Origin of the sequence: Antrihabitans auranticaus (assembly GCF_016481275.1) — a bacterium.
GTDB lineage: Bacteria > Actinomycetota > Actinomycetes > Mycobacteriales > Mycobacteriaceae > Antrihabitans.
This window is the reverse complement of sequence record NZ_JAEMNW010000008.1, coordinates 64,638-88,411: the sequence shown is the minus strand read 5'-3', so window position 1 is coordinate 88,411 and position 23,774 is coordinate 64,638. Positions and strand designations below refer to the sequence as shown.

Genomic DNA, 23,774 nt, shown 5'->3' with positions numbered 1-23,774 from the left:
TTTGGTCTTGGATTCTGAGCCGCGAAGAGTCAAGATGAGCAAATGGTGCTGGTTCTGGGTGTGTCGTCGGGCGCGAGTGGCGCCCGCGCGATCCTCGCGCACTCCGATCAGCCGCACAGGACTCCGATCGATCGCTGCGTAGTCCCCCGCCGCCCCGGCGCGTGCGTCGGCGAGCCCGTTCGATGGGCGATCGAGACGATGTGCAAGGCAGCGGTGCAACGCGGCGAACTGATCACCGCGATCGCCGTCACATATCGCAGCGAGGTCCATGCCGACGCCATCCGCGCTACGGGCATCACCCAGGGGCCGACGCCGACGATCCTGGTCAAAGAGTCAACGGCCCAGCTGCGGTATCTGCGTTTCATCGGAGAGCTACCGAAGTCGGGGTCCGTCGTGCTGTACGACCTCGGCAGTTCGGGTCTCACGATCACGCTCGCGGACTGCGTGTCGGGCACCGTTCTGCGCAGTCGGCGCAGCACGGTACTCGGTGGTGACGAGTACGACGGCCAGGTCCAACGTCGATTGGCGCACTCGGGGATTCACGCGGACACCGCGACGTGTCGCGGCTACAAGGAGTCGCTGAGCGCGAAAAAGGTTGCGACCGTATCGAACAAGGGCGGCGGCAACCGAATCGTGCTGACCCGCAACGATCTGGCGATCCTGCAGCAGCCCGGAATTCACCACTCGGTGTCGTTCGTCCGCCAACTCATGGACGACGCGACAACGCCGCCGGAAGCAATCGAACTACTCGGCGGTCCCGCCCATAACCCGCTCGTCAAAGACTGGCTCGAATCCTCGCTGCGGATTCCCGTCCTCGTAGAACGTGACCCGGAACTGGTCTCCGCGCGTGGTGCGGTGGTACTGGCCGACGAGGGCCCCGCCAGACTGATCCGCGCGAGCCGAGGACTGCCACGCCCGCGGCCTTCCCGTCGAAAGTTGGTGGCCGCCTTCGCGGTTACGGCTGTGCTCACCGGCACGATCGCGGGCCTCGTCGTCACAGCCGAGCAGGCGGCCGACCCCAACCAGGGCGGGTCCACACCGTCGACATTCGAGATCGCCCGAATTCCCGACAACCCCTGGTGACGACGGAAGCAAAATCCCCGGAATCCGGTGGAAATGCTTCATCGACCGATGGCGACAGCACATTGTCGCTCGTACTCGGGCAGAAAACACTACCCGCAGTAGGATTCGGCCAGGCACGTGCTTCAGTGCGCGCGCCCGGCCGAAAGTCTCACCGGTGTTTGAACTCCGGCTTCCGCTTCTCGACGAACGCGGCCATGCCTTCCTTCTGGTCCTCGATCGCGAACAACGAGTGGAAAACCCTGCGCTCGAACCGGATTCCCTCGCCGAGCGTGGTCTCGAAGGAACGGTTGACCGCCTCCTTCGCCACCATGACGACTGGCAGCGACATGGACGCAATGGTTTCGGCGACTTTCAGTGCCTCGTCGAGCAACTGGTCGGCTGGAATGATCCGCGCAACCAAGCCCGCGCGCTCCGCCTCCTCGGCGTCCATGTTGCGGCCGGTGAGGCACAGGTCCATCGCCTTCGCCTTGCCGATTGCTCGCGTAAGACGCTGCGAGCCACCGATTCCCGGAATCACACCCAGCTTGATCTCCGGCTGGCCGAACTTCGCCGTGTCGGCGGCGAGCAAGATGTCGCACATCATGGCGAGCTCGCAGCCACCGCCGAGGGCATAACCGGCGACGGCCGCGATCGTTGGCTTACGCGCAGACGCGACCACATCCCAGCCTGCGAAGAAGTCGCTCTTGAACATGTCCATGTAGGACTGCGGCTGCATTTCCTTGATGTCGGCGCCGGCCGCGAATGCCCGCTCCGAGCCAGTGATCAGGATTGCGCCGATGCCATCGTCGCTCTCGAGGTCGTTGATTGCGACGATGATGTCGTCGAGCACCTGCGAGTTGAGGGCGTTGAGTGCCTTGGGACGATTCAGCGTGATGACGCCGACACGGCCCTTTTTCTCGAGCAGGATGGTTTCGAAATCGGTCACAGGCTCATGCCCCTTCGGAACGCTTGCGGATATCGGTAACGATCGCCGAGAAATCTAGTCCTCCACCGCTCTCCTGCTTGAACCGGTTGTAGATTTCCTCGGCGTGCAAACCGAGCAGACCGTCGACACCATTGGCCCGCAATGCATTTGCCGCCAGGCCCAGGTCCTTGTGCATCAGCGCGGTCGCGAAGCCCGGCTGGTAGTCCTTGTTGGCCGGGCTCGTCGGCACCGGACCGGGAACCGGGCAGTACGTCGTCAACGACCAGCATTGACCGGACGCATTCGACGCGACATCGAAGAACGCCTGGTTCGTCAGCCCCAACTTCTCGCCGAGGACGAACGCCTCGCTGATCGCGATCATCGAGATCCCGAGCACCATGTTGTTGCAGATCTTCGCAGCCTGGCCCACGCCTGCGCCGCCGCAGTGCACGACCTTCGCGCCCATCACGTCGAGCAGCGGCTTCGCAGACTCGAAGTCCGCCTCCGAGCCGCCGACCATGAACGCCAGAGTGCCCGCCGCGGCACCCGCGACACCGCCCGATACCGGCGCGTCGACCGCACGGTGACCAGCGGCAACTGCCAGCTCGTTCGCCGTCTTCGCATCGGCAACGTCGATCGTCGATGAGTCGATGAACAGCGTTCCCGGCTTGGCCGACGCCAGCAGCCCACCGTTGTACAGATCGATCACGTGCTTGCCACTCGGCAGCATCGTGATGACGACGTCGGCCGCGGCAGCAGCCTCGTCGGACGACGTGACCACGGTGGCGCCGTCCTTGGTCGCCTGCTCCAGCGCGGCTGGTGCGAGGTCGAAGCCGAGCACCTTGTAGCCGGCCTTCACCAGGTTGGCCGCCATCGGCCCGCCCATGTGGCCGAGCCCGACGAAACCGATTGTCGTGTTCTCCGGAGTGGTCACTGCTGTCCTTCCACGCTGCTGTCGGGTGCTGCCAAACCGAGTTCGAGTTCGCCGAGGTCGGCGAAGTATGCCGCGACCTGATCGTCCGTGACGGCCTCGAGGGTCGCCGGGGACCACGCCGGGTTGCGATCCTTGTCTATCACCTGTGCCCGAATTCCCTCGACGAGATCGCGAGACTTCAAGCACGCCAGCGACACTCGGTACTCGTCGTTCAGCACCTCTTCGATGCTCGACGCATCCCGCGCACGCCGCAGCGAGAGCAGAGCAACCTTCACCGCGATGGGTGACTTCGAGAGAATCGCCTCGGCCGCCTTGTTAGCCTCCGGTGACGAGTGTGCCCGCAGGCGAGCAACGATCTGTTCGACCGTGTCCGCCGAATAGCACTCGTCGATCCAATCCTGCTGTCCCACAAGCTCGGACAGCGGGGGCTCCTGCGCGAATTTTGCGACGACCTCGGAAACGGGCCCGCTCGCCAACGCCGCGAGGAGCGCCGGGAGATCGGACGTCGGCACGAAGTGATCCGCGAAGCCGGTTGCAATTGCGTCCGCCGCGCTCATCCGCGCGGTCGTCAGAGCGACGTGCGTCCCCAACTCCCCCGGCGCCTGCGCGAGCAGATACGTTCCGCCGACGTCCGGCACGAAACCGATTCCGACTTCGGGCATCCCGATCTTCGACCGCTCCGTGACGATGCGGTGACTACCGTGCGCCGAGATGCCCACGCCGCCACCCATCACGATGCCATCCATCACTGCGACGTACGGCTTTGGAAAGCGTGCGATCAACGCGTTGAGGACGTACTCGTCGCGCCAGAAGTCCGAACTGTCGGCACCTCCCTTTTGCGCGTCGTAATAGATAGAGACGATGTCGCCACCGGCGCACAATCCGCGCTCGCCCGAGCCGGTGATTACGACAGCCGTAACGTCTTCGTCTTCCGCCCAAGCCCACAGCGCCGCCGTAATCGGGTGCACCATCGCATGATTCAGCGCGTTGATCGCCTTCGGACGATTCAGGGTGATGAGGCCGAGCCCATCCCGCTTCTCGATCAGAACATCGTCGGTCACTAAGCATTCCCAACTATCGAGCGAGCGATAACCACCCGCATGATCTCGTTCGTGCCCTCGAGGATCTGGTGCACACGTAGGTCACGGACGATCTTCTCGACTCCGTACTCGGCCAGGTAGCCGTAACCGCCATGCAGTTGCAAGGCCTTGTTGGCGACCTCGAAACCGGTGTCGGTTCCGAATCTCTTTGCCATTGCACACAGTTCGACCAGGTCAGGTGCACCCGCGTCGAGTGCAGCGGCCGCACGCCACAAGAATGTGCGCGCCGCCTCCAGTTCGGTCCGCATGTCGGCCAGCTGAAACTGCAGTGCCTGCGAGTCGAGCAGCCTGTTGCCGAACGCTTTTCGCTCGGCCAGATACGAGACGGCCTTGTCGAATGCCGCCTGCGCGCCGCCGATGGAGCTGGCAGCGATGTTCAGCCGACCGCCGTTGAGTCCGGCCATGGCAATGCGAAAACCGTTGCCCTCGTTGCCGATCATGTTCGACGCCGGAATTCGGACGTCCTCCATGATCACCTGACGAGTCGGCTGCGCGTTCCAGCCCATCTTCTTCTCGTCGGCACCGAACGACAGGCCAGCCGTGCCGGCGGGGATCAAGAAGGCCGTGATGCCTTTCGGCCCGGAGTCGCCGGTCCGTGCCATCACGACGTACACGTCGGCAGCACCCGCACCCGAAATGAACTGCTTCACACCGGTGAGGAGGTAATCGTCGCCATCTCGAACGGCCTTGGTACTCAACGCGGATGCGTCGGAACCGGCACCGGGCTCGGTAAGGCAGTAGCTCGCGAGCAGTTCCATCGACGCCAGCTTCGGCACCCACTCATGGCGCAGTGCATCGGAGCCGAACTTGTCGATCATCCACGTCGCCATGTTGTGAATGGAGATGTACGCCGAGATCGTCGGGCAGCCCTTCGCGAGCTCCTCGAAGATGCGGACGGCATCGAGCCGGGTCAGGCCCGATCCGCCCACTTCCTCGTCGATGTAGATCCCTCCCATTCCCAGCGCGCCCGCCTTGCGGAGGACATCGACCGGAAAGTGGTGGTTCTGGTCCCACTCGATTGCGTTGGGCGCCAAGTACTCCATGGCGAAGTCGCGAGCGGTTTCGCTGATCGCGCGCTCGTCTTCGGAAAGTATGAACATGTCAGTCCATCGTGGGGATGACGAAGTGGTCCGCGTTCTCCTTCAGGCCCTTCGGCCAGCGCTGCGTGACCGTCTTGGTCTTGGTGTAGAAGCGGATCGAGTCCGGTCCGTGCTGGTTGAGATCGCCGAATCCAGAGCGCTTCCAGCCGCCGAACGTGTGGTAGGCGATCGGGACTGGGATGGGCACGTTGATGCCGACCATGCCGACCTGCACACGCGTCGCGAAATCGCGCGCAGTGTCGCCGTCGCGGGTGAAGATCGCGACGCCGTTCCCGTACTCGTGATCGTTAGGGAGGCTCAGCGCCTCTTCGTAATCGTGGGCGCGGACGACCATGAGGACCGGTCCGAAGATCTCTTCCTTGTAGATCCGCATTTCCTTGGTGACGTTGTCGAACAGCGTCGCGCCAGCGAAGAAGCCGTCCTCGGATCCCTCGAGCTTGAAACCGCGTCCGTCGACGACCGCGGTTGCGCCCTCGTCGACGCCGATCTGGACATAGTCGTTGACTCGCTTGAGTGCGTCGGAACCGACGAGCGGACCGAAGTCGACGCCCTTCTCGTCAGAGCGGCCGACGTTGAGTTTGCCGACGCGCTCGGTCAGCTTGTCGACCAGGCGATCGGCGGTTTCCTTGCCGACGGGAACAGCAACCGAGATGGCCATGCAGCGCTCGCCCGCCGAACCGTAACCGGCGCCGACGAGCTGATCCGCGACGTCGTCGAGGTCGGCATCGGGCATGACGATGGCGTGGTTCTTGGCACCGCCGAAGCACTGCGCACGCTTGCCGTTGGCCGTCGCGGTTTCGTAGATGTACTGAGCGATCGGGGTGGAGCCGACGAAGCCGACGGCCTTGACGCGCGGGTCGTGCAGCAGTGCGTCGACCGACTCCTTGTCACCGTTGACGACGTTGAAGATGCCCGCGGGCAGGCCGGCTTCGAGGAAGAGTTCCGCCAGTCGCAGCGGCACCGACGGATCACGTTCGGACGGCTTCAGGATGAACGCGTTGCCGCACGCGATTGCAGGCGCGGCCTTCCACAGCGGGATCATGGCCGGGAAGTTGAACGGGGTGATGCCGGCGACAACGCCGAGGGGCTGACGCATGGAGTAGACGTCGATGCCGCCGCCTGCGCTCTCGGTGTATTCACCCTTGAGCAGGTGCGGGATACCGACTGCGAACTCGACGACCTCGAGGCCGCGCTGAATGTCGCCCTTCGCGTCCGGGACAGTCTTGCCGTGCTCCGACGACAGCAGCGCCGCGAGCGAATCCATCTCTTCGCCCACGAGCGCGAGGAACCTCATCAGCACACGAGCGCGGCGCTGCGGATTCCAGGCCGCCCACTCCTTCTGCGCTTCCTCGGCGTTGGCGATGACGGCCTCGACCTCGGCTTTCGTCGCCAACGGAACCCTCGCCTGGACCTGGCCGGTGTTCGGGTCGTAAACGTCACCGAACTTGCCGGAGGTGCCGGCGACGTGCTTGCCACCGATGAAATGCGTTAACTCACGTGCCATTTCTTCAGATCCATTCTGTGTTCGCGCTGCGGTAATCGACGACTGTCCGCCCGACCAAATTTATGTTGCCATCCTATAGTTGGATGTCCATGTATGTCCATAAGTGACAGAGGTCACACAGCTTCAAGCATAGTCAGATAGGCGCGCGTAGAGCGAAGACAACTCATGAACAGTCGTTGCGACCTCCTTCTCCGAGTCGGCCAGCGTGCGCAGTGCGCGGCGCAACACCGCCGGGTCCAGATCGTCCATTGCCGGAGTGAAGTTCACCTTCGGTAGCGCCGGCAACTCGATCCGGTCGCCATACGGATCGTCGGTCGCAATGTCGACCGGATCCGCTTCGACGCCACTGATGAGGGTGTCGAAGTCGATCCCGCGGAGCGTGAGAATGTCGAGCAGCTTTTCGTCGATGTGCTCCGCGGTCAGATAGGCGACCGCCGCAACATGCTTGCACGGCCACCCCGAATCAGGGCACGTGCAATCGAAATCCAGCTCACTGGCTCTGCTGGGCAGCAGTAGCGGTCCGAGATCACGTGGGACCGAACCTGAGGCGATCTCGGCCAGCATGCCCGGAGTCGACCTGACCGTGTCGATGAGTTCTGCGATCGCGTCGTCGTCGAGTGGCTTGATCGACAGCGTCGAGGTGAACGGAAGTGGTTGACTTCCTTGCACTTCCGCGGTGACCGCGCCAGACCCGACCTGTATAGCGACGACCTGCCCCGCGCGCGCATACGTCTTGCCGCGCGCGAGCCGTCCAGAATCGGCCAGGCCCTCGACTGCGTCGAGCAGCGCACGGCCCCACCAGGTGCTGCCGAAAGAGCCTCTGCGACTTCGCGCTTCGACGCCGCCGACCACCGGTCGACGTTTCCCGTACTGACTGAAGTCGTTGAACCTGCCGCGTGCCGGGCTCATTCGCCGATCGCCTCCTCGCCCAATCGGAGAAGGTCGTGCAGCTGCTCGGTGCTCATCTCGGTGATCCACGATTCACCGGACCCGATGGCCATATCCGCGAGTTCCTGCTTGCTCGTCAGCATCGAGTCGATCCGTTCTTCGACGGTGCCCACGCACACCATCTTCCGGACCTGAACATTTCTGCGCTGCCCGATCCGGAAGGCACGGTCCGTCGCCTGGTTCTCGACCGCCGGATTCCACCATCTGTCCAGATGGACAACATGATTCGCTGCCGTCAGGTTCAGTCCGGTGCCGCCGGCCTTGAGCGACAACAACATCAGCGGCGGACCGTTATCGGCCTGGAAACCGGTGACCATCTTGTCACGGGCGCCTTTGGCCACGCCGCCGTGCAGGAAGGGCACATCGACGCCGAACCGCTCGCGCAAGTAGGGCGCCACCAACTCCCCGAATTCGCGGAACTGCGTGAACAGCAACGCCTTTTCATCGTCTGCGAGGACCGTATCGAGAATGTCCTCGGCCAGGCCCAGCTTGCCGGACCGGTGCGAACCCCGGCGCAGCATTCCGGACCCGTCACCGAGGAAGTGAGCCGGATGGTTGCACACTTGCTTGAGCCGGGTCAGCGCGGCGAGCACAGCACCCTTACGGCTCATCCCTTCTGTGTCTTTGATTTTCGCCATCATGTCCGCCACGACGGCCTGATACAACGCTGCCTGCTCGGCGGTCAGGTTGGCCCGCACTGTCATCTCGATCTTCTCGGGAAGATCGGAAATCACGGTCGGATCCGTCTTCACGCGACGCAGAACGAACGGCGACGTAATCGTCCGCAGCCTGGCTGCTGCCGCCTGGTCGTGTTCACGCTCGATCGGAATCGCGAACCGCGCGCGGAACGTCTGCGCGGAGCCGAGCATTCTGTGATTGGCGAAATCGAGGATCGAACGCAACTCTTCGAGCCGGTTCTCGACCGGCGTACCCGTGAGTGCCAAGCGGTGGCGCGCAGGAACGGACCGCGCCGCCTTCGCCTGCGCAGTACCCGAATTCTTCACGTGCTGCGCTTCGTCCAGAACCACTCGGTCCCACGTCATCTCCCGCAGCTGCTCGATATCCCTGGCTACCAGCGCATACGTCGTGATCACGAGGTCCGCGGCCGCGACCGCCGCCTGCAACGGATCCCCGGACAGGCGCCCGACCCCGTGGTGCACCAGCACACGCAGGTCGGGAACGAATCGCTGGGCTTCGCGCTGCCAGTTTCCGACGACCGACATCGGGCACACGAGCAGAGTCGGGTGCGCCGCCTGCTCATGGGAGAGCAATGCCAGCACCTGCACCGTTTTGCCGAGACCCATGTCGTCGGCAAGAACAGCGCCGAGACCCAGTCTGCTCATGAACGACAGCCAGTCGAGTCCGCGCCGCTGATACGGGCGCAACGTCGCATAGAGCCCGGCGGGAACCGGGACCTCGGTGGGTGTGGACTGCGCACCGAGGAGTGTGTCGATCCAGCCTGTTGTCGTGATTTCGCTGACCGGCAACGGCGGCGGATGGTCGCCACCGAGTGTGCCGATCAGCGCCGCCAGCGTGGACTCGTCGGCGGTATGCAGCGCGACGTACCTTGCTGCCTTCGCCAGCGTCTCGTGGTCGGCCTGCACCCAGCGCCCGCGCAGCCGCACCAGGTCCGATTTCGAACGGGCCAGCCGCTCCATCTCCTGCGGTGTCAGGACGTCGTCACCGAGCGCGAGTTCCCAGTTGTAGGAGATCAATTCGGCCATTCCCACCGCGCTGTCCTTCGCAGTGGGGGACGGCGCGCTCGCGACCCGCAACCGAAGCGACGGGCTGGCGACACTCCACGCACGCGGCAGCAGCAGGCCGATGCCCTTGGCGCTCAGCACGTGCGCGCCATGCGCGACCAGATCGGTCACCACCGCGGTCGGCAGCAGGAGGTCCAGACTGCGCGGATCGGTCGGCACGTCGCGCAGGCGTGGATACTCGTGCATCGCTTCGCCAAGTTTCCGAACCGCGATCTTCATCAGATTCGGATCCACGTTGTTGATCGGAACTGGTTGCGGTGCTTCACCTTCGGGTCGCAAGCAGACTTCGAGGCGCCATAGTGTCTCGGCGGAATCGACGATGTCCTCATCGTCGGGCTCCAGCAAGCGCAGCACCAACTCGGGCTCGTCGACGGTCAAGGTCCCCCGCCACTGCTCGAGGGTTGTCACGAGGCCCTGCGTCCCGAATCCCACTGCCTCGTCGGACAGCAGCGACGCCGCAAACGGCGTCGACAGTTCTGTCCGGCCGATACGGTGCCTGACGATCGAATCGGTGATCTCGACGATCATGTCCGCGAGCACCTTCGCGGCCGGTCCTTGCATCCGCTGCACGGGCGGCATCGCGGCGACCAGTTCCGCCTGCCAGGCGCGTTGCCGCTCGCCACCGACCAACCGCCACCGCGTCCACCAGTCGCCTTCCGCGCGGTAGATGTCGGGCACCACCCGTCCGCCGCGCACCCATCGGTCCACACCGCGGGCCACGTGCAGCAGATAGCGAAGATCACCCGCAAGACCGTCGCTCGACGACGTGCCGAGCAACATCCGCGCGGCGTCTGCCGGTGCATACGCGGCGGCAGCAACCTCGATCGACTCGCCTCGACCGAGCACAGTGATGCGACGCCGGAACTTGCCGGTGCGGGCCGCGACCGCGAGCGGGCCGTCTTCGACCGAATCGGCGACAGGATCTTGCCACAACAACAACCCTGCGCCCGGCGACCAGAGCCCGTGCAGCATCGATCCATCCAATCAGCGCCCACCGACAGGTACGTATCCAGGGCGCAAAATCTAGCTTTCTCGACGAGGCCCGCACATACTGGAAACCGACTTTCTGGGAGGGTGGGATGACGATCCTGCTTCAGGTCTTGGAGCAGAGCTTCACGCCGACCACACCCTGGCCACTTCGCAAGTTCACGTTCGTCAATGCCGCACACATCGTCGGTATGCGCCTCGACGGTCAGTGCGGGGTCTGGATCGACCTGGCACGTCCGCACGAGTCGCAACGGCTCGCGCACACACCGCAGCCCGAAGATGCGATCGCCTTTCTACTCGCGACGTTCGGCAAGATCGCCGAGTGCGAGACCGCGGGTGGGTCCTGGCTGATCGGCCACGATGGGACGAACCACTCGACGCTCGCCGCGAGCCAGGTCCCACAGAAGTAGTTGCCGACGATGCGGCCCTCCCCCGCGCCGAGTGTGCACCTGCTGTCGCGGTTCCTCGCCTTTTGCAGCAACAAGTGCACACTCGGCGGGGGCGGTCGGTCCCCACGATCTCTGTCGGTGCCGTAGTGCACACTTGCTGAGCTCACAGTGCGGAACAACCGGTGGGGAATGATGTGGTATCTCGCAAGGTCCAACTGGCATGTTGGGCAGCAACTTTGCTCGTGTTCGCAGGGTGCACGGCTCTGCGGCAGAACCTGGAGCCGCCGGCCCCGGGGAGCCCCGCGCGCGGCCAGATCGAGCAGTTGCTCGCTGCGGTGACCGTCGTTGCAGGCCGCCCCGAGATACCTGGGTACGAACGTGGCTGCAGGCAAGGGCAGGGGTGTGTATTCGGTCCGGCGTGGTCCGACGATACGGCCGCGCCGGGTGGCCACGACGGCTGCGACACGCGCAACAACGTCCTCGCCCGCCAGCTCACGAAGGTGGAGTTTCGCCCTGGCACACGTAATTGTGTGGTGCTCGCCGGCGAGCTCGACGACCCCTACTCGGGCAAGACGGTCGAGTTCACCAAAGCCAACGCAGGCGACGTCCAGATCGACCACGTCTATCCGCTTGCTGCGGCGTGGGACTTCGGCGCCGCTTCGTGGCCACTGGAAAAGCGGATGGAATTCGCGAACGACATCGACTACAACCTGCTCGCCGTCACCGGATCGATCAATCAGTCCAAAAGTGATGACACCCCACAGAGTTGGTTGCCGCCGAGCAAGGCCTACCACTGCTTCTACGCGGGCAAGTACCTGACGGTGGCAGTTCAGTACCAGCTACCCATCACCGAAGGTGATCGTGCCGCGCTGACACGCATCGCCGCAGGCTGCGACTGAGTTAACCTGCAGACGTGGACCACTCTCGCGCGCTCGACAAGGACACCACGCTGTGTATCTCCTTGGCCGCCAGGCCGAGCAATATCGGCACCCGATTCCACAACTATCTGTACAACGAACTCGAGCTGAACTTCGTCTACAAAGCGTTCACGACCGGCGACCTCGACGCAGCGATTGCGGGTGTCAAAGGACTCGGCATTCGCGGCTGTTCAGTGTCGATGCCGTACAAGGAAGACTGCATACGGCTCGTCGACGAGATGCATGAGTCCGCGACAGCAATCGAGTCGGTCAACACGATCGTGAACGACAACGGCAGGTTGCACGCGTACAACACCGACTACCTCGCCGTCGCGAGCCTGCTCCGCGAGCGGGGTGTGCCGTCGGATGCGTCCGTCGCCATCGCGGGCAGCGGCGGGATGGCAAAGGCCGTAGCTGCCGCGGTCCGCGATTCGGGCGTCACCGAGGCAATCATTGTGGCTCGCAACGAATCTGCCGGGTCGACGCTCGCCGAGAAATACGGATTCACCTGGTCGGCCGAACTCGGGGCCAACCGACCCCAGGTGCTCATCAACGCGACGCCGGTCGGCATGGAAGGTGGGGCCGAGGCAACAGCGCTGGCCTTCCCGGAGGACACGATCCGTGCCGCGGCGGTCATATTCGACGTCGTCGCAAAACCACCGGAGACCCCCTTGGTCCGCATGGCAGTTGCCTTGGGGAAAACCGTGATCACCGGCGCGGAGGTTATCGCGCTCCAAGCTGCCGAGCAGTTCGCCCTCTATACAGGTGTTCGGCCGACACCCGACCAGGTCGAGCGGGCCTCTGCGTACTCACGCGCCACATAGCTGACCTGCCGAAGACGTCGAGAACCGCCGCCGAGCGGTGTTCGGGGCAGTCATCCGTGGCCAGCGCCTCTACGCGTTGTCGGTGCTGCGCGTCTCGTGACCGGTTGCCACTGCCCGCGCATCGTCGCCCGACCACTGCGACCACGATCCCGGGTACAGGGCGGCTTCGATGCCGGCGACGGCGAGGGCTGCGATCTCGTGCGCTGCCGTCACACCCGATCCGCAATAGACGGCTACGGGACCGACGACACCAGCGAACCGGTCCGCGAGCAGGTCGGCCGACTTGAATCGGCCCGAGCTATCGATGTTTTCGGTCGTTGGCGCATTCACCGCGCCGGGAACGTGACCTGCCCGCCTGTCGACGGGTTCGACTTCACCCCGATACCGCTCCGCAGCACGGGCGTCGAGCAGCGTGCCGTGGCGCGACCAGGTCGCGGCGTCGTCGATCTCGATGATCGGCATCCCCCCACCGGTCAGCGCGACCGAACCGAGTGCAGCGGGCTGCTCGTACCCCTGCGCCGGCTGTCGACCTGCGGCCAGCCACGCCGCCAGTCCGCCGTCCAGAATTCGAACATCCCCGAGGCCGCCCCAGCGCAGCAACCACCACGCCCTGGCAGCGGCGAGCCCACCGGTCGCGTCGTAGACCACGACCGACGAGTCGTTGTGGATTCCCCAGCGGCGCGCTGAGTCTTGCAGGTCCTGGACGGACGGCAACGGATGCCGACCGGCGGCGCGCGACGGCGGCGCGGCCAAATCCGTCTCGAGATCGACGAAGACTGCGCCCGGGATGTGTCCCTCGAGATAGTGCTCGCGACCACGCGGATCACCGAGCGCCCATCGAACATCGAGAAGCACTGCGCCCGGTCGCAATTCAGCAACGGTTACGAGTACCGGCGTCGCATGGGGCACTACAACCCGACCTCGTCCGCGTTTGCGACAGCGCGAGCGATAATTTCGTCGACCATCTTCGTAGACACCTCCATCGCTCCGCGATTACGCGGGTCGTTGTGCAGGCGACGCAGGATGCCTTCAGCGATGATCGAGATCTTCCATAGAGCGAGTGTGTGCCAGAAGCCAAGTGCGCCGCGGTCTCTACCCGTCTGTTCGAAGTAGGCGTCGGCCAGCTCGGCGCGGTTGGGAAACCCGTCCAGTGTCGACGACATGAACGGCCCGACGTAGCCCTCACCCGATTGCGGCCAATAGGCAAGCAGCGCACCGATATCCGCGATCGGATCCCCGAGCGTGCACAACTCCCAATCGACAACTGCCGCAACGCGACCGTCGGCCGGCGATGTGATGACGTTGCTGAGATGGAAATCGCCGTGCACGAGCGTCAACTCCGTCTGCTCCGGAATCGCGGAGTGCAAACGCTTCGCGAGCGCCTCGACCGCTTTGTGCTCACGCGTCTTCGACTTCTCCCACTGCCCGCTCCACCGCTTCAATTGGCGCTCGGCATACGGCTTGTGACTGGCGAGGTTCTCGAGGCCGGCACTTTCCAGGTCGACCGCGTGGATCCGAGCCAACGTATCGGTCAACGACGCCCCGATCTGGGCCCGCCGCCGGACAGTCAGCGTTTCCGCGACAGCGATGTCGTCGACCACAGTGCCGTCGACGTAACTCATCAGCAGCAGCGGCGCATCCGTCACTGCTGGATCTTCGGTCAGGCCAAGAACCTTAGGCACGGGCACTGCGGTGCCCTGCAGCCCCGAAAGAATCGAATGCTCCCGGACGACGTCGTGCGCCGACGAAAGTATCGCGCCGAGCGGTGGCCGCCGCAGAACCCAGCGCGCACCGGCCGAATCCGTCACGAGATAGGTCAGATTCGATTGCCCGTTACCGATCCGGCGAAAGGTCAACGGCGGCAACGCCCCGAGTCCGACCTCGGCGACGAGCCAACTCGCTACGGCCTCCTCGTTCAACCCGACGGCGGTAGTCATGACGACTCCGATGCGACGAGCGCGTCCTGAAAACGACGCATGCCGGCGAGCCAGCGATCGTAGTCTGCACCTTTGTATTTGTAGAACTCCAGCACCTGCGGATGCGGCAGGATCAGGAAGCGGCGTTCGGCTATCGCGGCGATCACGAGTTCGGCAACATCGTCCGGTTCGAGCACGGCACCAGCAGACTTCACCGCGCGAGCAGCCAACCCCGCATTCTTGTCGTCCGCTTCGAAGCCGGATTCGAGCAGTGCAGTCTTGACGCCCATCGGACACAGACAGCTCACTCCGACGCCGCGGTTGCCGTACGTGACCGATAGCCATTCGGCGAATCCGACGGCCGCGTGCTTCGACACCGCGTACGGCGCGGAACCGATCTGTGTGAGCAGTCCGGCCGCAGATGCGGTCGACACGAAGTAGCCGCTTCCACGCTCGAGCCACTTGGGGACGATCAACCGCGCGGCACGCACGTGCGCAAGCACATTCACGTCGAGAGCTTGCTGCCACTGCTCGTCCGAGCTATCCAGGCCGAGCCCGCCTGCAATGCCGGCGTTGGCAAAGAAAAGATCGACCGGACCCAGTTCTGTTTCGGCTCTGTCGATTATCCGGCGCAGCACCGCCTCGTCCGAGACGTCGCCCGCCAGGTACGTGGCGGCCCCCGGCGACTCGTCGTTTATCAGGTTGGCGACTCGTTGCGCGCCCGCGGCGTTCAGGTCGGCAACGAGCACGCGCCCGCCACCGGAGGCGACACGCTTCGCGATCGCTTCGCCGATTCCCGCACCCGCGCCGGTCACCACTGCAACCTTCCCTGTGATATCCACCTTGCCGATGCTAGTGCGACCTCGCGACCGCTGACCGAATGCAGTGAACTTGCCTTTTCGAGGCGTGCCGGATGATAGGAAACTCCCATGAACATTGCGGCGATCGTCTGCTCGGTCGTGCTCGCGCTCGCGGCCCTGTGGTCGGCCAGGGACAAGGTCGCACTCAAGGGCCGCGGCTGGACCAGCCTGCGCAACCGCGGCTACAGCGAGAAGACGGTCCGCAGCATCGGCATCGTCGAAATCGTTGCCGCGATCGGACTGATCATCGGAATCTTCTTCGGACCGGTCGGACTGTTCGCCTGCATCGTCTTCATGGCTGTGCTGATCTGGGCAATCGGTCAGCACGTCACATACGGCGACTACGGCAATCCCGATACTCGAAATATCGCCTTCGTTCCGCTGGGCGTCCTGCTTCTCGCCATCGTCACCCTGGTCTGTGTGCTTGCCGCCAGCGGGTAGTCAGCGTCCTTCCTTCGCAAGCCGGTCGAGCAGCGGCGTCATACGCGGCCCGACCAGTTGCCGCATCACGAGCGCCATGTTGGTTCGCTCGACGCCGGGTACGCGCAGAATCTGCCCGGCGATCCGGTACAGATCATCGGCATTGCGCCCGACCACTTTGGCGGACAGATCGGTCAGCCCTGAGATGCCGTAGACCTCGACCACCTCGGGTATTTCCGCGAGTTCGTCGACCACGCTGTCCAACTGATGCTGGTCGACGACGATCGCCACCATCGCCGAAAGTGGATACCCCAGTGCGCGCGGGTCGACCCGGCGATCGAACGCCCCCAGCGCACCGCTGTCCTCCCACCGCGCGACGCGCGCCTGGACCGTATTTCGCGACAGACCGAGACGGTGAGCGAGCTCCACACCCGTCGCTCGCGGGTTGTCGCACAGCTGCAGGAGCAACCGCGCGTCTGTCGCATCCAGACTGGTCATGTAGCGCAGTATGCCATCGAACCGTTATCGCTAGCCGTGCATTTTGCTCATTTGGTGAAGTGAGGGTTGCGCATCACGCTGAATCGTGGATCCTGTGAGGTAGGACACACCAGTCCTGAAGTTGGAGCGCTAGCGACTTCGACGAGCCCACAAGGCGCCGCCGGAACGCGAGGAGGTACGACGATGCCGGAAAAAGCTGTATACCCCGTTCAGCTGGTCCAGCCAGACGGTCGTCGCGTACTGAATCGCGAGTATTCCGCGCTGCTTCCCGACATCGGACCGGCCGGACTGCGCGGTCTGTACGAGGACCTCGTCGTCGTTCGGCGGATCGATACCGAAGCCACAGCGCTGCAGCGCCAAGGCGAACTCGGACTGTGGGCACCGATGCTCGGCCAGGAGGCGGCCCAGGTCGGCTCGGCCAGGGCGCTCAACGCCGACGATTACGCATTCACCAGTTACCGCGAGCATGCGGTCGCGTACTGCCGCGGCGTCGATCCCGCCGACCTCACCAAGTTGTGGCGCGGTGCCGCGCATTCTGGTTGGGACCCGGACTCGGTCAACATCACGAACCCGGCAATCGTCGTCGGGGCCCAAGGACTGCACGCGACGGGCTATGCGTTCGCCGCGCACCTCGAAGGTGCCGAGATAGCAACGATCGCGTACTTCGGCGACGGCTCGACGAGCCAAGGCGACATCGCGGAGGCACTCGGCTTCGCGAGTTCCTGGAGTGCGCCCGTCGTGTTCTTCTGCCAGAACAATCAGTGGGCCATCAGCGAGCCGGTCCGGTTGCAGAGCGCGACTCCGATCGTGCGGCGCGCATTCGGCTATGGAATTCCGGCAGTGCAGGTCGATGGCAATGACGTTCTCGCGGTGCTTGCGGTCACCCGGCAGGCAATCAAGCGTGCGCGCGAGGGCGGCGGCCCGTCGTTCATCGAGGCCATCACCTACCGCATGGGCCCGCACACGACATCGGACGACCCCACCCGCTACCGCTCGTCCGCTGAGACCGAGGAGTGGAAGGCGCGTGACCCGCTCGACCGGATGCGCAAGCTCCTCGAACGCGAAGGACTGTTCGACGACGACTACGCCGCTCACGTGCAACGCCGCGCAGACGAGGTAGCGGCAAAGGTGAGGTCGGCGACGATCGGCATGCCGGATCCCGAGCCGCAGAAAATGTTCGAACACGTCTATGCCACACCACATTCCACGCTCGAACGCGAGCGCACCGATTACTTCACGTACCTGGACAGCCTGGAGGAGGCCCGCTCATGATCACCCTGGCCGCTGCCATCAACGCAGGCCTGCGCCGCGCTTTGGAGGACGATCCGAAGGTCGTCATCATGGGCGAGGACGTCGGCAAGCTCGGTGGCGTATTCCGCGTAACCGACACCCTGCAGAAGGATTTCGGGAACAACCGCGTCATCGACACACCGCTCGCCGAATCCGGCATCATCGGAACAGCTTTCGGCATGGCGTTGCGTGGCCTCCGGCCGGTCTGCGAGATCCAGTTCGACGGCTTCGTTTATCCGGCTTTCGACCAGATCGTCTCCCAGGTCGCGAAGATTCACTATCGCACCGAGGGCCGAGTCAAGGCGCCCATCACGATTCGCATTCCGTTCGGCGGCGGCATCGGCGCGGTGGAACATCACTCCGAGTCACCCGAGGCTTACTTCGCGCACACCGCAGGACTCCGCGTCGTGTCGCCGAGCAACCCCGTAGACGCGTACACGATGATCCAGCAAGCTATTTCGCTGGACGACCCCGTCGTCTTCTTCGAGCCGAAGAGGCGCTACTGGGACAAGGCGGAAGTCGATCTCGACGCCCTGCCCGACCTCCCGCTGCACAAGGCTCGCGTTGTCACCGAAGGCACCGACGTTACGGTCGTGACCTACGGCGGCACGGTCGCAACGGCGGTGACGGCAGCGAAAATCGCTGCCGAAGAGGGTCGTTCGATCGAAGTGATCGACCTGCGTTCGCTCTCACCCATCGATTTCGACACGATCGAGGAGTCCGTCCGCAAGACAGGCAGGCTCGTCGTCGCACACGAAGCAGCAACGTTCCTCGGCATTGGCGCGGAGATCGCCGCACGGATCAGCGAGCGTTGCTTCTACCAACTGGAGGCACCGGTTCTTCGCGTGGGCGGCTTCCATATCCCCTACCCGCCAGCGAAACTGGAAGCGCACTACCTGCCAGATCCCGACAAGTTGCTCGACGCGGTCGACCGCTCACTCGCCGCATAGGAGGTCCGCAGTGGCGCAGGACCAAGAATTCCGGCTGCCGGATCTCGGGGAAGGACTGACCGAGGCAGACCTCGTTTCGTGGTCGGTCGCGCCCGGCGATCACATCGAGCTGAACCAGACGATCGCGGAGGTGGAAACCGCGAAAGCGTTGGTGGAGTTGCCTTCTCCCTTCGCGGGCATTGTCGCGGAACTGCTGGTGTCTGCCGGTGACACTGTCCCGGTTGGGACTCCGATCATTCGTGTGACAACCGACGCCGTCGTGCGCCAGGACGTCCTCGTCGGCTACGGACCGTCTGCAGCGCCGGAAAGTCGCCGCCGCAAGCGCGTACTGCACGAAGCAGTCCCCGAGGCGCACATGGCCACCGACAGCAGCACTGCCACAACACCCGGCAGGCCCGACGCGAAACCATCGGCGCGGCAGCTCGCACGCGAACTGGACGTCGACCTCGCCGTCGTCTCGCCGGCGGGTCGGGCGATAACGGTCGACGACGTCCGCGCCCATCGCGCGTCACCTGTGTCTGTCGCCATCGGCGAACGCGAGACGCGCACGAAGATAGCGGGTGTCCGTAAGCACACCGCCGAAGCGATGGTCACCAGCGTCCGAACCATCCCCCACGTCACCGAGTTCGTCACGGTCGACGTCACGGCGACTGTCGAACTGCTCGAGCACCTGCGGACAACCCCGCAGTTCCAGAACGTCAAGCTGACCCCGCTCGCTTTCGTGTCGAAAGTCGTGACGCTGACTTTGGCTCAGCATCCGACCTTGAACTCGAGCTGGGACGACGACAACCACGAGATCGTGACCAAGCACTACGTGAACCTCGGTATCGCAGTCGCGACGCCGCGGGGTTTGATGGTGCCGAGCATCAAGGACGCACAGGACCTCGGCCTGCGAGAGCTGTGCGAGTCGCTGAGTCGGCTCGCCGAGAAGACTCGTGCAGGCGATGCGACACCGGGTGAGCTCCGCGGCGGCACCTTTTCGATCACCAACATCGGGGTCTTCGGCGTCGACACCGGTACGCCGATCATCAACCCTGGTGAAGCCGGAATTCTGTGCCTCGGTTCGATCGGCAAACGACCGTGGGTGGTCGACGACGAGGTAGCGGTCCGGTGGGTGACAACCCTGGGCTTGTCGTTCGATCACCGCCTCGTCGACGGCGAACAGGGATCCAAGTTCCTCGCAGCCATCGCCGCGACGCTGCACGATCCACTCACCCTGCTCGCCCGGATCTAACAGGTAGATTCGGAAAGCGTGCCCTTCCCTGCCGTCGCACCCGACCTCCGTGCCGCGCGAGTCGGCGTCTTCGGGATCTTCGGAATCAACGGCTTCCTGCTGGCCATGTGGGTCGTCCACATTCCTGCGATCACCGACCGGACCGGCGTCTCCAAATCGGCGCTCGGTCTGCCGATCTTGTTGCTCGCAGCCGGTGCGGTGGTCGGGATGCAGCTGGCCGGGCCGCTCGCTGACCGGTACGGTAGTCGCATCATGGTCGGTCTCGGCGCTGTGATCGTCTCAGCGAGCCTGATCGGTCCGGGACTCGCAGGCAGTCCGGCGCAACTCGGGATCGCGTTGTTCGTCCTCGGGTTCGGCAACGGCGGGCTCGACGTATCGATGAACGCCCAAGCGGTATACGTCGAACGTGCCTACGAACGTCCGATCATGTCGGCCTTCCACGCTTTCTTCTCCTGCGGCGGTGTTGCGGGGGCCCTGCTCGGCGCAGCAACGCTGCACGCCGGCTGGGACATCCGCGTGTCGCTGGGGCTGGCAGCTGTCCTGAGCCTTGCACTGACCGCTGTGTTCACCCCGCGGCTGCTGCCGCACGTTCGTCCGGTCCACGCACAAGAGAAAGGTGCGGTCGCGAAAGGTGGCCGCACGCCCGCACGTGTGTGGGCGCTGGGTGGAGTGGCGTTCGCGGTGCTCTTGTGCGAGGGCGTGGCGAACGACTGGAGTGCACTGCAGGTCAAAGAACACCTGGACGCGTCGGATGCGACCGCGGCCCTGGCGTTCGGCGCGTTCTCGACAATGATGACGCTGGGTCGATTCGGTGCGGATCGCGTCGCCGGAGCACTCGGCCCGGTCGCGATCGTGCGCTACGGAACGCTGATCGCCGGTGTCGGCATGCTCTTCGTCGTGACGTCGGACTGGGTCGCGTTGACACTGTTCGGCTGGGGACTGTTCGGCCTTGGGTTGTCCGGCGCAGTACCGCAGATATTCACCGCTGCGGGAAACCTGAACGCACAATCGGCGGGCGTCAATATGTCCCGGGTATTCAGCATGGGCTATCTGGCGTTTCTCGCAGGCCCGTCCCTGATAGGCGCGCTGACGAAGGTGATGCCCCTGACAACGGCGATGCTCGTTCCGCTCGCAGGCGTGTTGTTCGCCGCTGTGGCGGCAAACGTCGTCGAAACGACATCGAGCGCGCAACCCGAAAGGGCTGCGCGCTCGACGGACTGACTGAGCTCTGCAGAACAGCTCTGAGAAACAGAGCGTGCTGAACTACAGTGCTTTGAGTTCTTCGGTGACCGCTCCGACGGATTTCTTCGCATCGCCGAACAACATGCTCGTGGTGTCGGCGTAGAACAACGGGTTGTCGATACCCGCGAACCCACTGTTCATCGACCGCTTCAACACGATCACACTCTTGGCCTGATCCACGTTCAGCACCGGCATCCCATAGATCGGCGACCCGGCATCATCACGAGCAGCCGGATTCGTGACGTCGTTGGCACCGATCACCAACGCCACATCGGTACGGGAGAACTCCCCGTTGATGTCGTCCATTTCCTTCATCGCGTCATAGGACACCTCAGCCTCGGCCAGCAACACGTTCATGTGCCCGGGCATCCGACCCGCCACCGGGTGGATCGCGTACTTCACTTCCACACCCTTGGCCTCCAACAACGCGGCCATCTCCTTCACCGCATGCTGCGCCTGAGCCACCGCCATCCCGTACCCGGGGACCACGATCACCTGATTGGCGTACGCCATCTGGATCGCCGCATCCGCCGCCGAGGTCGCCTTCGCCGTCTTCGCTTCGCCATCACCCGCCGCCGCAGCGACACCCCCACCACCGAACCCGCCGGCCACGATCGCCGGAATGGATCGGTTCATCGCTTTTGCCATCAGGTTGGTCAGGATCGTGCCGGATGCGCCGACGATCATGCCCGCCACGATCATCGCCGTGTTATTGAGGGCGAGACCGGCGGCTGCGGCACTGAGCCCGGTGAGCGCGTTCAACAAGGAGATGACGACCGGCATGTCCGCGCCACCGATCGGCAACACCACCATCAACCCGAGCACCCCGGCGGCGACCAGCAACCCGACCATCCACCACTGCGACACACCACTGTCCCCGGCACCGAGACCGATCACGACCGCCGCCGCGACCGCACCGATCAGCAGCAACAAGTTCACCGGTTGCTGGGCCCGGCCCAGCGTGATCGGGGCACCCGACAGGAGCTCCTGCAACTTGGCGAACGCGATCACCGATCCCCAGAACGAGATCGAGCCGATGATCGCGGCGAACAACGAGCCCACGATGATGTGCACCGTCGGGGATTCACCGTGATTGAACGCGGAGAAACCGTCGGTATCGAGGAATTCCGCCCACGCGATCAACGCGACCGTGCCACCACCGACACCGTTGAACGCGGCCACCAACTGCGGCATCGCGGTCATCTTCGTGAACCGCGCCGGTGGCACACCCAACGCGATACCGATCACCAAACCGGCCACGATCAGCACCCACTGACTGGTGTCGCGGACCGCGATCAACGTCGCGACCACCGCGATGAACATGCCGACCGCGGCGATCTGATTACCCCGTACCGCGGTCTTCGGCCCGGTCAAACCCATGAGGCCATAAATGAACATCGCGAACGCGATGATGTAGAGAACATTGACAAGGTTGTCCATGGCTCAGACGTCCGCCTTCTCGATCGCAGCAGGCTTTTTGCCCTTGAACATTCCCAGCATCCGGTCGGTCACCACGAAGCCACCGATCACGTTCAACGTGCCGAAAACGACCGCGACGAACAGGATGATCTGGATCGCGATCGACGGATCCTGCACCCGGCCCAACGTCACCAACGCACCCAGCACCACGATGCCGTGGATCGCGTTCGTGCCCGACATCAACGGCGTGTGCAACGTGTTCGGGACCTTCGAAATCACCGCGAAACCCACGAACCCCGACAACACCAAGATCGCGATGTTCGCCAACAACTCCGTATACATCAGTTCGCCTCTCGTGTGACGCAGGAATCGGCCAGCACCTGATCGGCGAAGTCCGGCACCAGCTTCCCCTCGACCAGCATCAACTCCAGCAACGCCGAAATGTTCTTCGCATACAACTCCGACGCGTGCTCGGGCATCGTGGCCGGCAAGTTCAGCGGCGAGCAGATCGTCACGTCATGTTTGACGACGGTTCGGCCCGGCTCGGTCAGCTCACAGTTGCCACCGGTCTCCCCGGCGAGATCCACAATCACCGAACCCGGTTTCATACCCTGCACCGCAGCAGCGGTCACCAACCGTGGCGCGGGACGACCCGGCACCAACGCGGTCGTGATCACCACGTCGAACTTCGTGATCGCATCCTCGAGCGCCTGCTGCTGGCGCACTTTTTCCTCGTCGGTCAGCTCACGCGCATACCCACCTTCACCGGCGGCGTCGATCCCCAAATCGAGCCACTGCGCACCCACCGACTTCACCTGATCGGCCACCTCCGGACGCACGTCGTACCCGGTCGGGCGACCACCCAACCGTTTCGCCGTCGCCAAAGCCTGCAACCCGGCCACACCCACACCCAGAATCAGCACCGTCGCGGGCTTCACCGTCCCCGCGGCCGTCGTCAACATCGGGAAAAACCGCGTCGACTCCGACGCTGCCAACAACACCGCCTTGTACCCGGCGACGTTGGCTTGCGAGGACAACGCGTCCATCACCTGCGCCCGCGAAATACGCGGAATCGCCTCGACGGCGAACGCCTGTACTCCGGCGTTCTTCAAGGCGTCGATCTTGTTGTCGGCGTTGCGCGGTGCCAAGAATCCGATCAGCGTCTGACCGTTCGACAGCTTCGCGATCTCGGAATCCGAGGGTGGCGCGACCTTGACGATGACGTCGGCGGACCACGGATCACCGATCGTGGCTCCGGCCTCCACGAACAACTCATCCGGGATCAAGGCCCCGACGCCGGCACCGGATTCCACGATCACATCGACGCCCTTACCAACCAGGGACGTGACGATCTTCGGGACCAGCGCGACTCTACGCTCACCGTCGTTCGTCTCACGAACGACTCCCACACGAGTCTTTTCGGAGTTTTGCGATGTCTCCAACTGTCCGACTTCCTATTGTGTGTACAGGTGCGGCGCTCGACATGAACCAG

23 protein-coding genes are annotated in these 23,774 nt (G+C 64.1%); 9 read left to right on the top strand and 14 right to left on the bottom strand.

The annotated features are described in order from the left end of the window. The first annotated feature begins 42 nt into the window (after positions 1–42). A complete protein-coding gene (locus JGU72_RS25870) occupies positions 43–1,083 on the top strand; it encodes an acetate and sugar kinases/Hsc70/actin family protein (RefSeq protein ID WP_199686984.1) in 1,041 nt (346 codons plus the stop codon). A 148-nt stretch (positions 1,084–1,231) separates the two neighbouring features. Here JGU72_RS25870 and JGU72_RS25865 read toward each other — a convergent pair whose 3' ends face one another. The 7 genes from JGU72_RS25865 to JGU72_RS25835 all read right to left on the bottom strand — a co-directional run bounded on the left by JGU72_RS25865 (position 1,232) and on the right by JGU72_RS25835 (position 10,308). After that, positions 1,232–2,008 (bottom strand): enoyl-CoA hydratase, encoded by a 777-nt coding sequence (locus JGU72_RS25865; protein WP_199686983.1) that lies wholly within the window; start codon positions 2,006–2,008, stop codon positions 1,232–1,234. A gap of 4 nt (positions 2,009–2,012) precedes the next feature. After that, positions 2,013–2,921: a 3-hydroxyisobutyrate dehydrogenase gene (gene mmsB, locus JGU72_RS25860; RefSeq protein WP_307828609.1), complete on the bottom strand. Its 909-nt coding sequence runs from the start codon at positions 2,919–2,921 to the stop codon at positions 2,013–2,015. After that, positions 2,918–3,982, bottom strand: a complete 1,065-nt coding sequence (locus JGU72_RS25855) for an enoyl-CoA hydratase/isomerase family protein (RefSeq protein ID WP_199686982.1) — start codon at positions 3,980–3,982, stop codon at positions 2,918–2,920. Before JGU72_RS25855 ends, mmsB begins: the two co-directional genes overlap by 4 nt. Continuing rightward, positions 3,982–5,121 carry an acyl-CoA dehydrogenase family protein gene (locus JGU72_RS25850; protein ID WP_199686981.1) on the bottom strand — a complete coding sequence of 380 codons (1,140 nt, stop codon included), beginning with the start codon at positions 5,119–5,121 and terminating at the stop codon, positions 3,982–3,984. Before JGU72_RS25850 ends, JGU72_RS25855 begins: the two co-directional genes overlap by 1 nt. A gap of 1 nt (position 5,122) precedes the next feature. Then, on the bottom strand, positions 5,123–6,625 hold the full coding sequence (locus tag JGU72_RS25845; RefSeq protein WP_199686980.1) for a CoA-acylating methylmalonate-semialdehyde dehydrogenase: 1,503 nt from the start codon (positions 6,623–6,625) through the stop codon (positions 5,123–5,125). Between the two features lie 123 nt (positions 6,626–6,748). Further along, the gene (locus JGU72_RS25840; protein WP_199686979.1) at positions 6,749–7,534 is read right to left on the bottom strand and encodes an SWIM zinc finger family protein; all 786 of its coding nucleotides are present in this window, start codon (positions 7,532–7,534) and stop codon (positions 6,749–6,751) included. Continuing rightward, entirely contained in the window at positions 7,531–10,308 is a 2,778-nt protein-coding gene (locus tag JGU72_RS25835) for a DEAD/DEAH box helicase (RefSeq protein ID WP_199686978.1), read from the bottom strand. Before JGU72_RS25835 ends, JGU72_RS25840 begins: the two co-directional genes overlap by 4 nt. Positions 10,309–10,415: 107 nt before the next feature. Here JGU72_RS25835 and JGU72_RS25830 point away from each other — a divergent pair, with 107 nt between their 5' ends. From JGU72_RS25830 to JGU72_RS25820, 3 genes are all read left to right on the top strand, one after another. Beyond that, positions 10,416–10,733: a hypothetical protein gene (locus tag JGU72_RS25830; protein WP_199686977.1), complete on the top strand. Its 318-nt coding sequence runs from the start codon at positions 10,416–10,418 to the stop codon at positions 10,731–10,733. 161 nt (positions 10,734–10,894) lie between these two features. Beyond that, positions 10,895–11,611: an HNH endonuclease family protein gene (locus JGU72_RS25825; RefSeq protein WP_374101159.1), complete on the top strand. Its 717-nt coding sequence runs from the start codon at positions 10,895–10,897 to the stop codon at positions 11,609–11,611. A gap of 14 nt (positions 11,612–11,625) precedes the next feature. After that, a complete protein-coding gene (locus tag JGU72_RS25820) occupies positions 11,626–12,453 on the top strand; it encodes a shikimate 5-dehydrogenase (protein WP_199686976.1) in 828 nt (275 codons plus the stop codon). Positions 12,454–12,522: 69 nt separating this feature from the next. Here JGU72_RS25820 and JGU72_RS25815 read toward each other — a convergent pair whose 3' ends face one another. Genes JGU72_RS25815 through JGU72_RS25805 form a run of 3 tightly spaced genes read right to left on the bottom strand, consistent with a single transcriptional unit; the run spans position 12,523 to position 15,211 of the window. Beyond that, positions 12,523–13,362, bottom strand: a complete 840-nt coding sequence (locus JGU72_RS25815) for a sulfurtransferase (protein ID WP_199686975.1) — start codon at positions 13,360–13,362, stop codon at positions 12,523–12,525. Then, the gene (locus tag JGU72_RS25810) at positions 13,362–14,390 is read right to left on the bottom strand and encodes a phosphotransferase family protein (RefSeq protein WP_199686974.1); all 1,029 of its coding nucleotides are present in this window, start codon (positions 14,388–14,390) and stop codon (positions 13,362–13,364) included. Before JGU72_RS25810 ends, JGU72_RS25815 begins: the two co-directional genes overlap by 1 nt. Further along, entirely contained in the window at positions 14,387–15,211 is an 825-nt protein-coding gene (locus tag JGU72_RS25805) for an SDR family oxidoreductase (protein WP_199686973.1), read from the bottom strand. Before JGU72_RS25805 ends, JGU72_RS25810 begins: the two co-directional genes overlap by 4 nt. Positions 15,212–15,298: 87 nt before the next feature. On the opposite strand from JGU72_RS25805, the gene JGU72_RS25800 reads away from it, so the two are divergent. Then, a complete protein-coding gene (locus JGU72_RS25800; protein WP_199686972.1) occupies positions 15,299–15,670 on the top strand; it encodes a DoxX family protein in 372 nt (123 codons plus the stop codon). Here the strand turns inward: JGU72_RS25800 and JGU72_RS25795 are convergent, their stop codons facing one another. Then, complete coding sequence (locus JGU72_RS25795; protein ID WP_199686971.1) at positions 15,671–16,147, bottom strand: Lrp/AsnC family transcriptional regulator; 477 nt, start codon at positions 16,145–16,147, stop codon at positions 15,671–15,673. A 183-nt stretch (positions 16,148–16,330) separates the two neighbouring features. On the opposite strand from JGU72_RS25795, the gene pdhA reads away from it, so the two are divergent. The 4 genes from pdhA to JGU72_RS25775 are packed head-to-tail and all read left to right on the top strand — an operon-like array spanning position 16,331 to position 20,842. Beyond that, the gene (gene pdhA, locus JGU72_RS25790) at positions 16,331–17,419 is read left to right on the top strand and encodes a pyruvate dehydrogenase (acetyl-transferring) E1 component subunit alpha (protein ID WP_199686970.1); all 1,089 of its coding nucleotides are present in this window, start codon (positions 16,331–16,333) and stop codon (positions 17,417–17,419) included. Beyond that, a complete protein-coding gene (locus tag JGU72_RS25785) occupies positions 17,416–18,387 on the top strand; it encodes an alpha-ketoacid dehydrogenase subunit beta (RefSeq protein WP_199686969.1) in 972 nt (323 codons plus the stop codon). Before pdhA ends, JGU72_RS25785 begins: the two co-directional genes overlap by 4 nt. 10 nt (positions 18,388–18,397) lie before the next feature. Then, positions 18,398–19,621 carry a dihydrolipoamide acetyltransferase family protein gene (locus JGU72_RS25780; RefSeq protein WP_199686968.1) on the top strand — a complete coding sequence of 408 codons (1,224 nt, stop codon included), beginning with the start codon at positions 18,398–18,400 and terminating at the stop codon, positions 19,619–19,621. Between the two features lie 18 nt (positions 19,622–19,639). Beyond that, positions 19,640–20,842: an MFS transporter gene (locus JGU72_RS25775; protein ID WP_307828608.1), complete on the top strand. Its 1,203-nt coding sequence runs from the start codon at positions 19,640–19,642 to the stop codon at positions 20,840–20,842. A gap of 42 nt (positions 20,843–20,884) precedes the next feature. On the opposite strand, the gene JGU72_RS25770 is transcribed toward JGU72_RS25775, so the two are convergent. From JGU72_RS25770 to JGU72_RS25760, 3 genes are read right to left on the bottom strand one after another with little or no spacing between them, the layout of a single operon-like run. Next, on the bottom strand, positions 20,885–22,303 hold the full coding sequence (locus JGU72_RS25770) for an NAD(P)(+) transhydrogenase (Re/Si-specific) subunit beta (RefSeq protein ID WP_199686967.1): 1,419 nt from the start codon (positions 22,301–22,303) through the stop codon (positions 20,885–20,887). A gap of 3 nt (positions 22,304–22,306) precedes the next feature. Next, positions 22,307–22,624 carry an NAD(P) transhydrogenase subunit alpha part 2 gene (locus JGU72_RS25765; protein ID WP_199686966.1) on the bottom strand — a complete coding sequence of 106 codons (318 nt, stop codon included), beginning with the start codon at positions 22,622–22,624 and terminating at the stop codon, positions 22,307–22,309. Next, positions 22,624–23,724, bottom strand: coding sequence for a Re/Si-specific NAD(P)(+) transhydrogenase subunit alpha (locus tag JGU72_RS25760; protein ID WP_199686965.1), 1,101 nt, complete (start codon positions 23,722–23,724; stop codon positions 22,624–22,626). The genes JGU72_RS25765 and JGU72_RS25760 overlap by 1 nt, the downstream gene beginning before the upstream one ends. Between the last annotated feature and the right edge of the window lie 50 nt (positions 23,725–23,774).

Bases quoted from the DNA above. Each gene is read 5' to 3' on its own strand.
- JGU72_RS25870 (WP_199686984.1), top strand. From the start codon at position 43: ATGGTGCTGGTTCTGGGTGTGTCGTCGGGCGCGAGTGGCGCCCGCGCG.
- JGU72_RS25850 (WP_199686981.1), bottom strand. From the start codon at position 5,121: ATGTTCATACTTTCCGAAGACGAGCGCGCGATCAGCGAAACCGCTCGC.
- JGU72_RS25845 (WP_199686980.1), bottom strand. From the start codon at position 6,625: ATGGCACGTGAGTTAACGCATTTCATCGGTGGCAAGCACGTCGCCGGC.
- JGU72_RS25840 (WP_199686979.1), bottom strand. From the start codon at position 7,534: ATGAGCCCGGCACGCGGCAGGTTCAACGACTTCAGTCAGTACGGGAAA.
- JGU72_RS25835 (WP_199686978.1), bottom strand. From the start codon at position 10,308: ATGCTGCACGGGCTCTGGTCGCCGGGCGCAGGGTTGTTGTTGTGGCAA.
- JGU72_RS25830 (WP_199686977.1), top strand. From the start codon at position 10,416: ATGACGATCCTGCTTCAGGTCTTGGAGCAGAGCTTCACGCCGACCACA.
- JGU72_RS25810 (WP_199686974.1), bottom strand. From the start codon at position 14,390: ATGACTACCGCCGTCGGGTTGAACGAGGAGGCCGTAGCGAGTTGGCTC.
- JGU72_RS25800 (WP_199686972.1), top strand. From the start codon at position 15,299: ATGAACATTGCGGCGATCGTCTGCTCGGTCGTGCTCGCGCTCGCGGCC.
- JGU72_RS25795 (WP_199686971.1), bottom strand. From the start codon at position 16,147: ATGACCAGTCTGGATGCGACAGACGCGCGGTTGCTCCTGCAGCTGTGC.
- pdhA (WP_199686970.1), top strand. From the start codon at position 16,331: ATGCCGGAAAAAGCTGTATACCCCGTTCAGCTGGTCCAGCCAGACGGT.
- JGU72_RS25785 (WP_199686969.1), top strand. From the start codon at position 17,416: ATGATCACCCTGGCCGCTGCCATCAACGCAGGCCTGCGCCGCGCTTTG.
- JGU72_RS25770 (WP_199686967.1), bottom strand. From the start codon at position 22,303: ATGGACAACCTTGTCAATGTTCTCTACATCATCGCGTTCGCGATGTTC.
- JGU72_RS25765 (WP_199686966.1), bottom strand. From the start codon at position 22,624: ATGTATACGGAGTTGTTGGCGAACATCGCGATCTTGGTGTTGTCGGGG.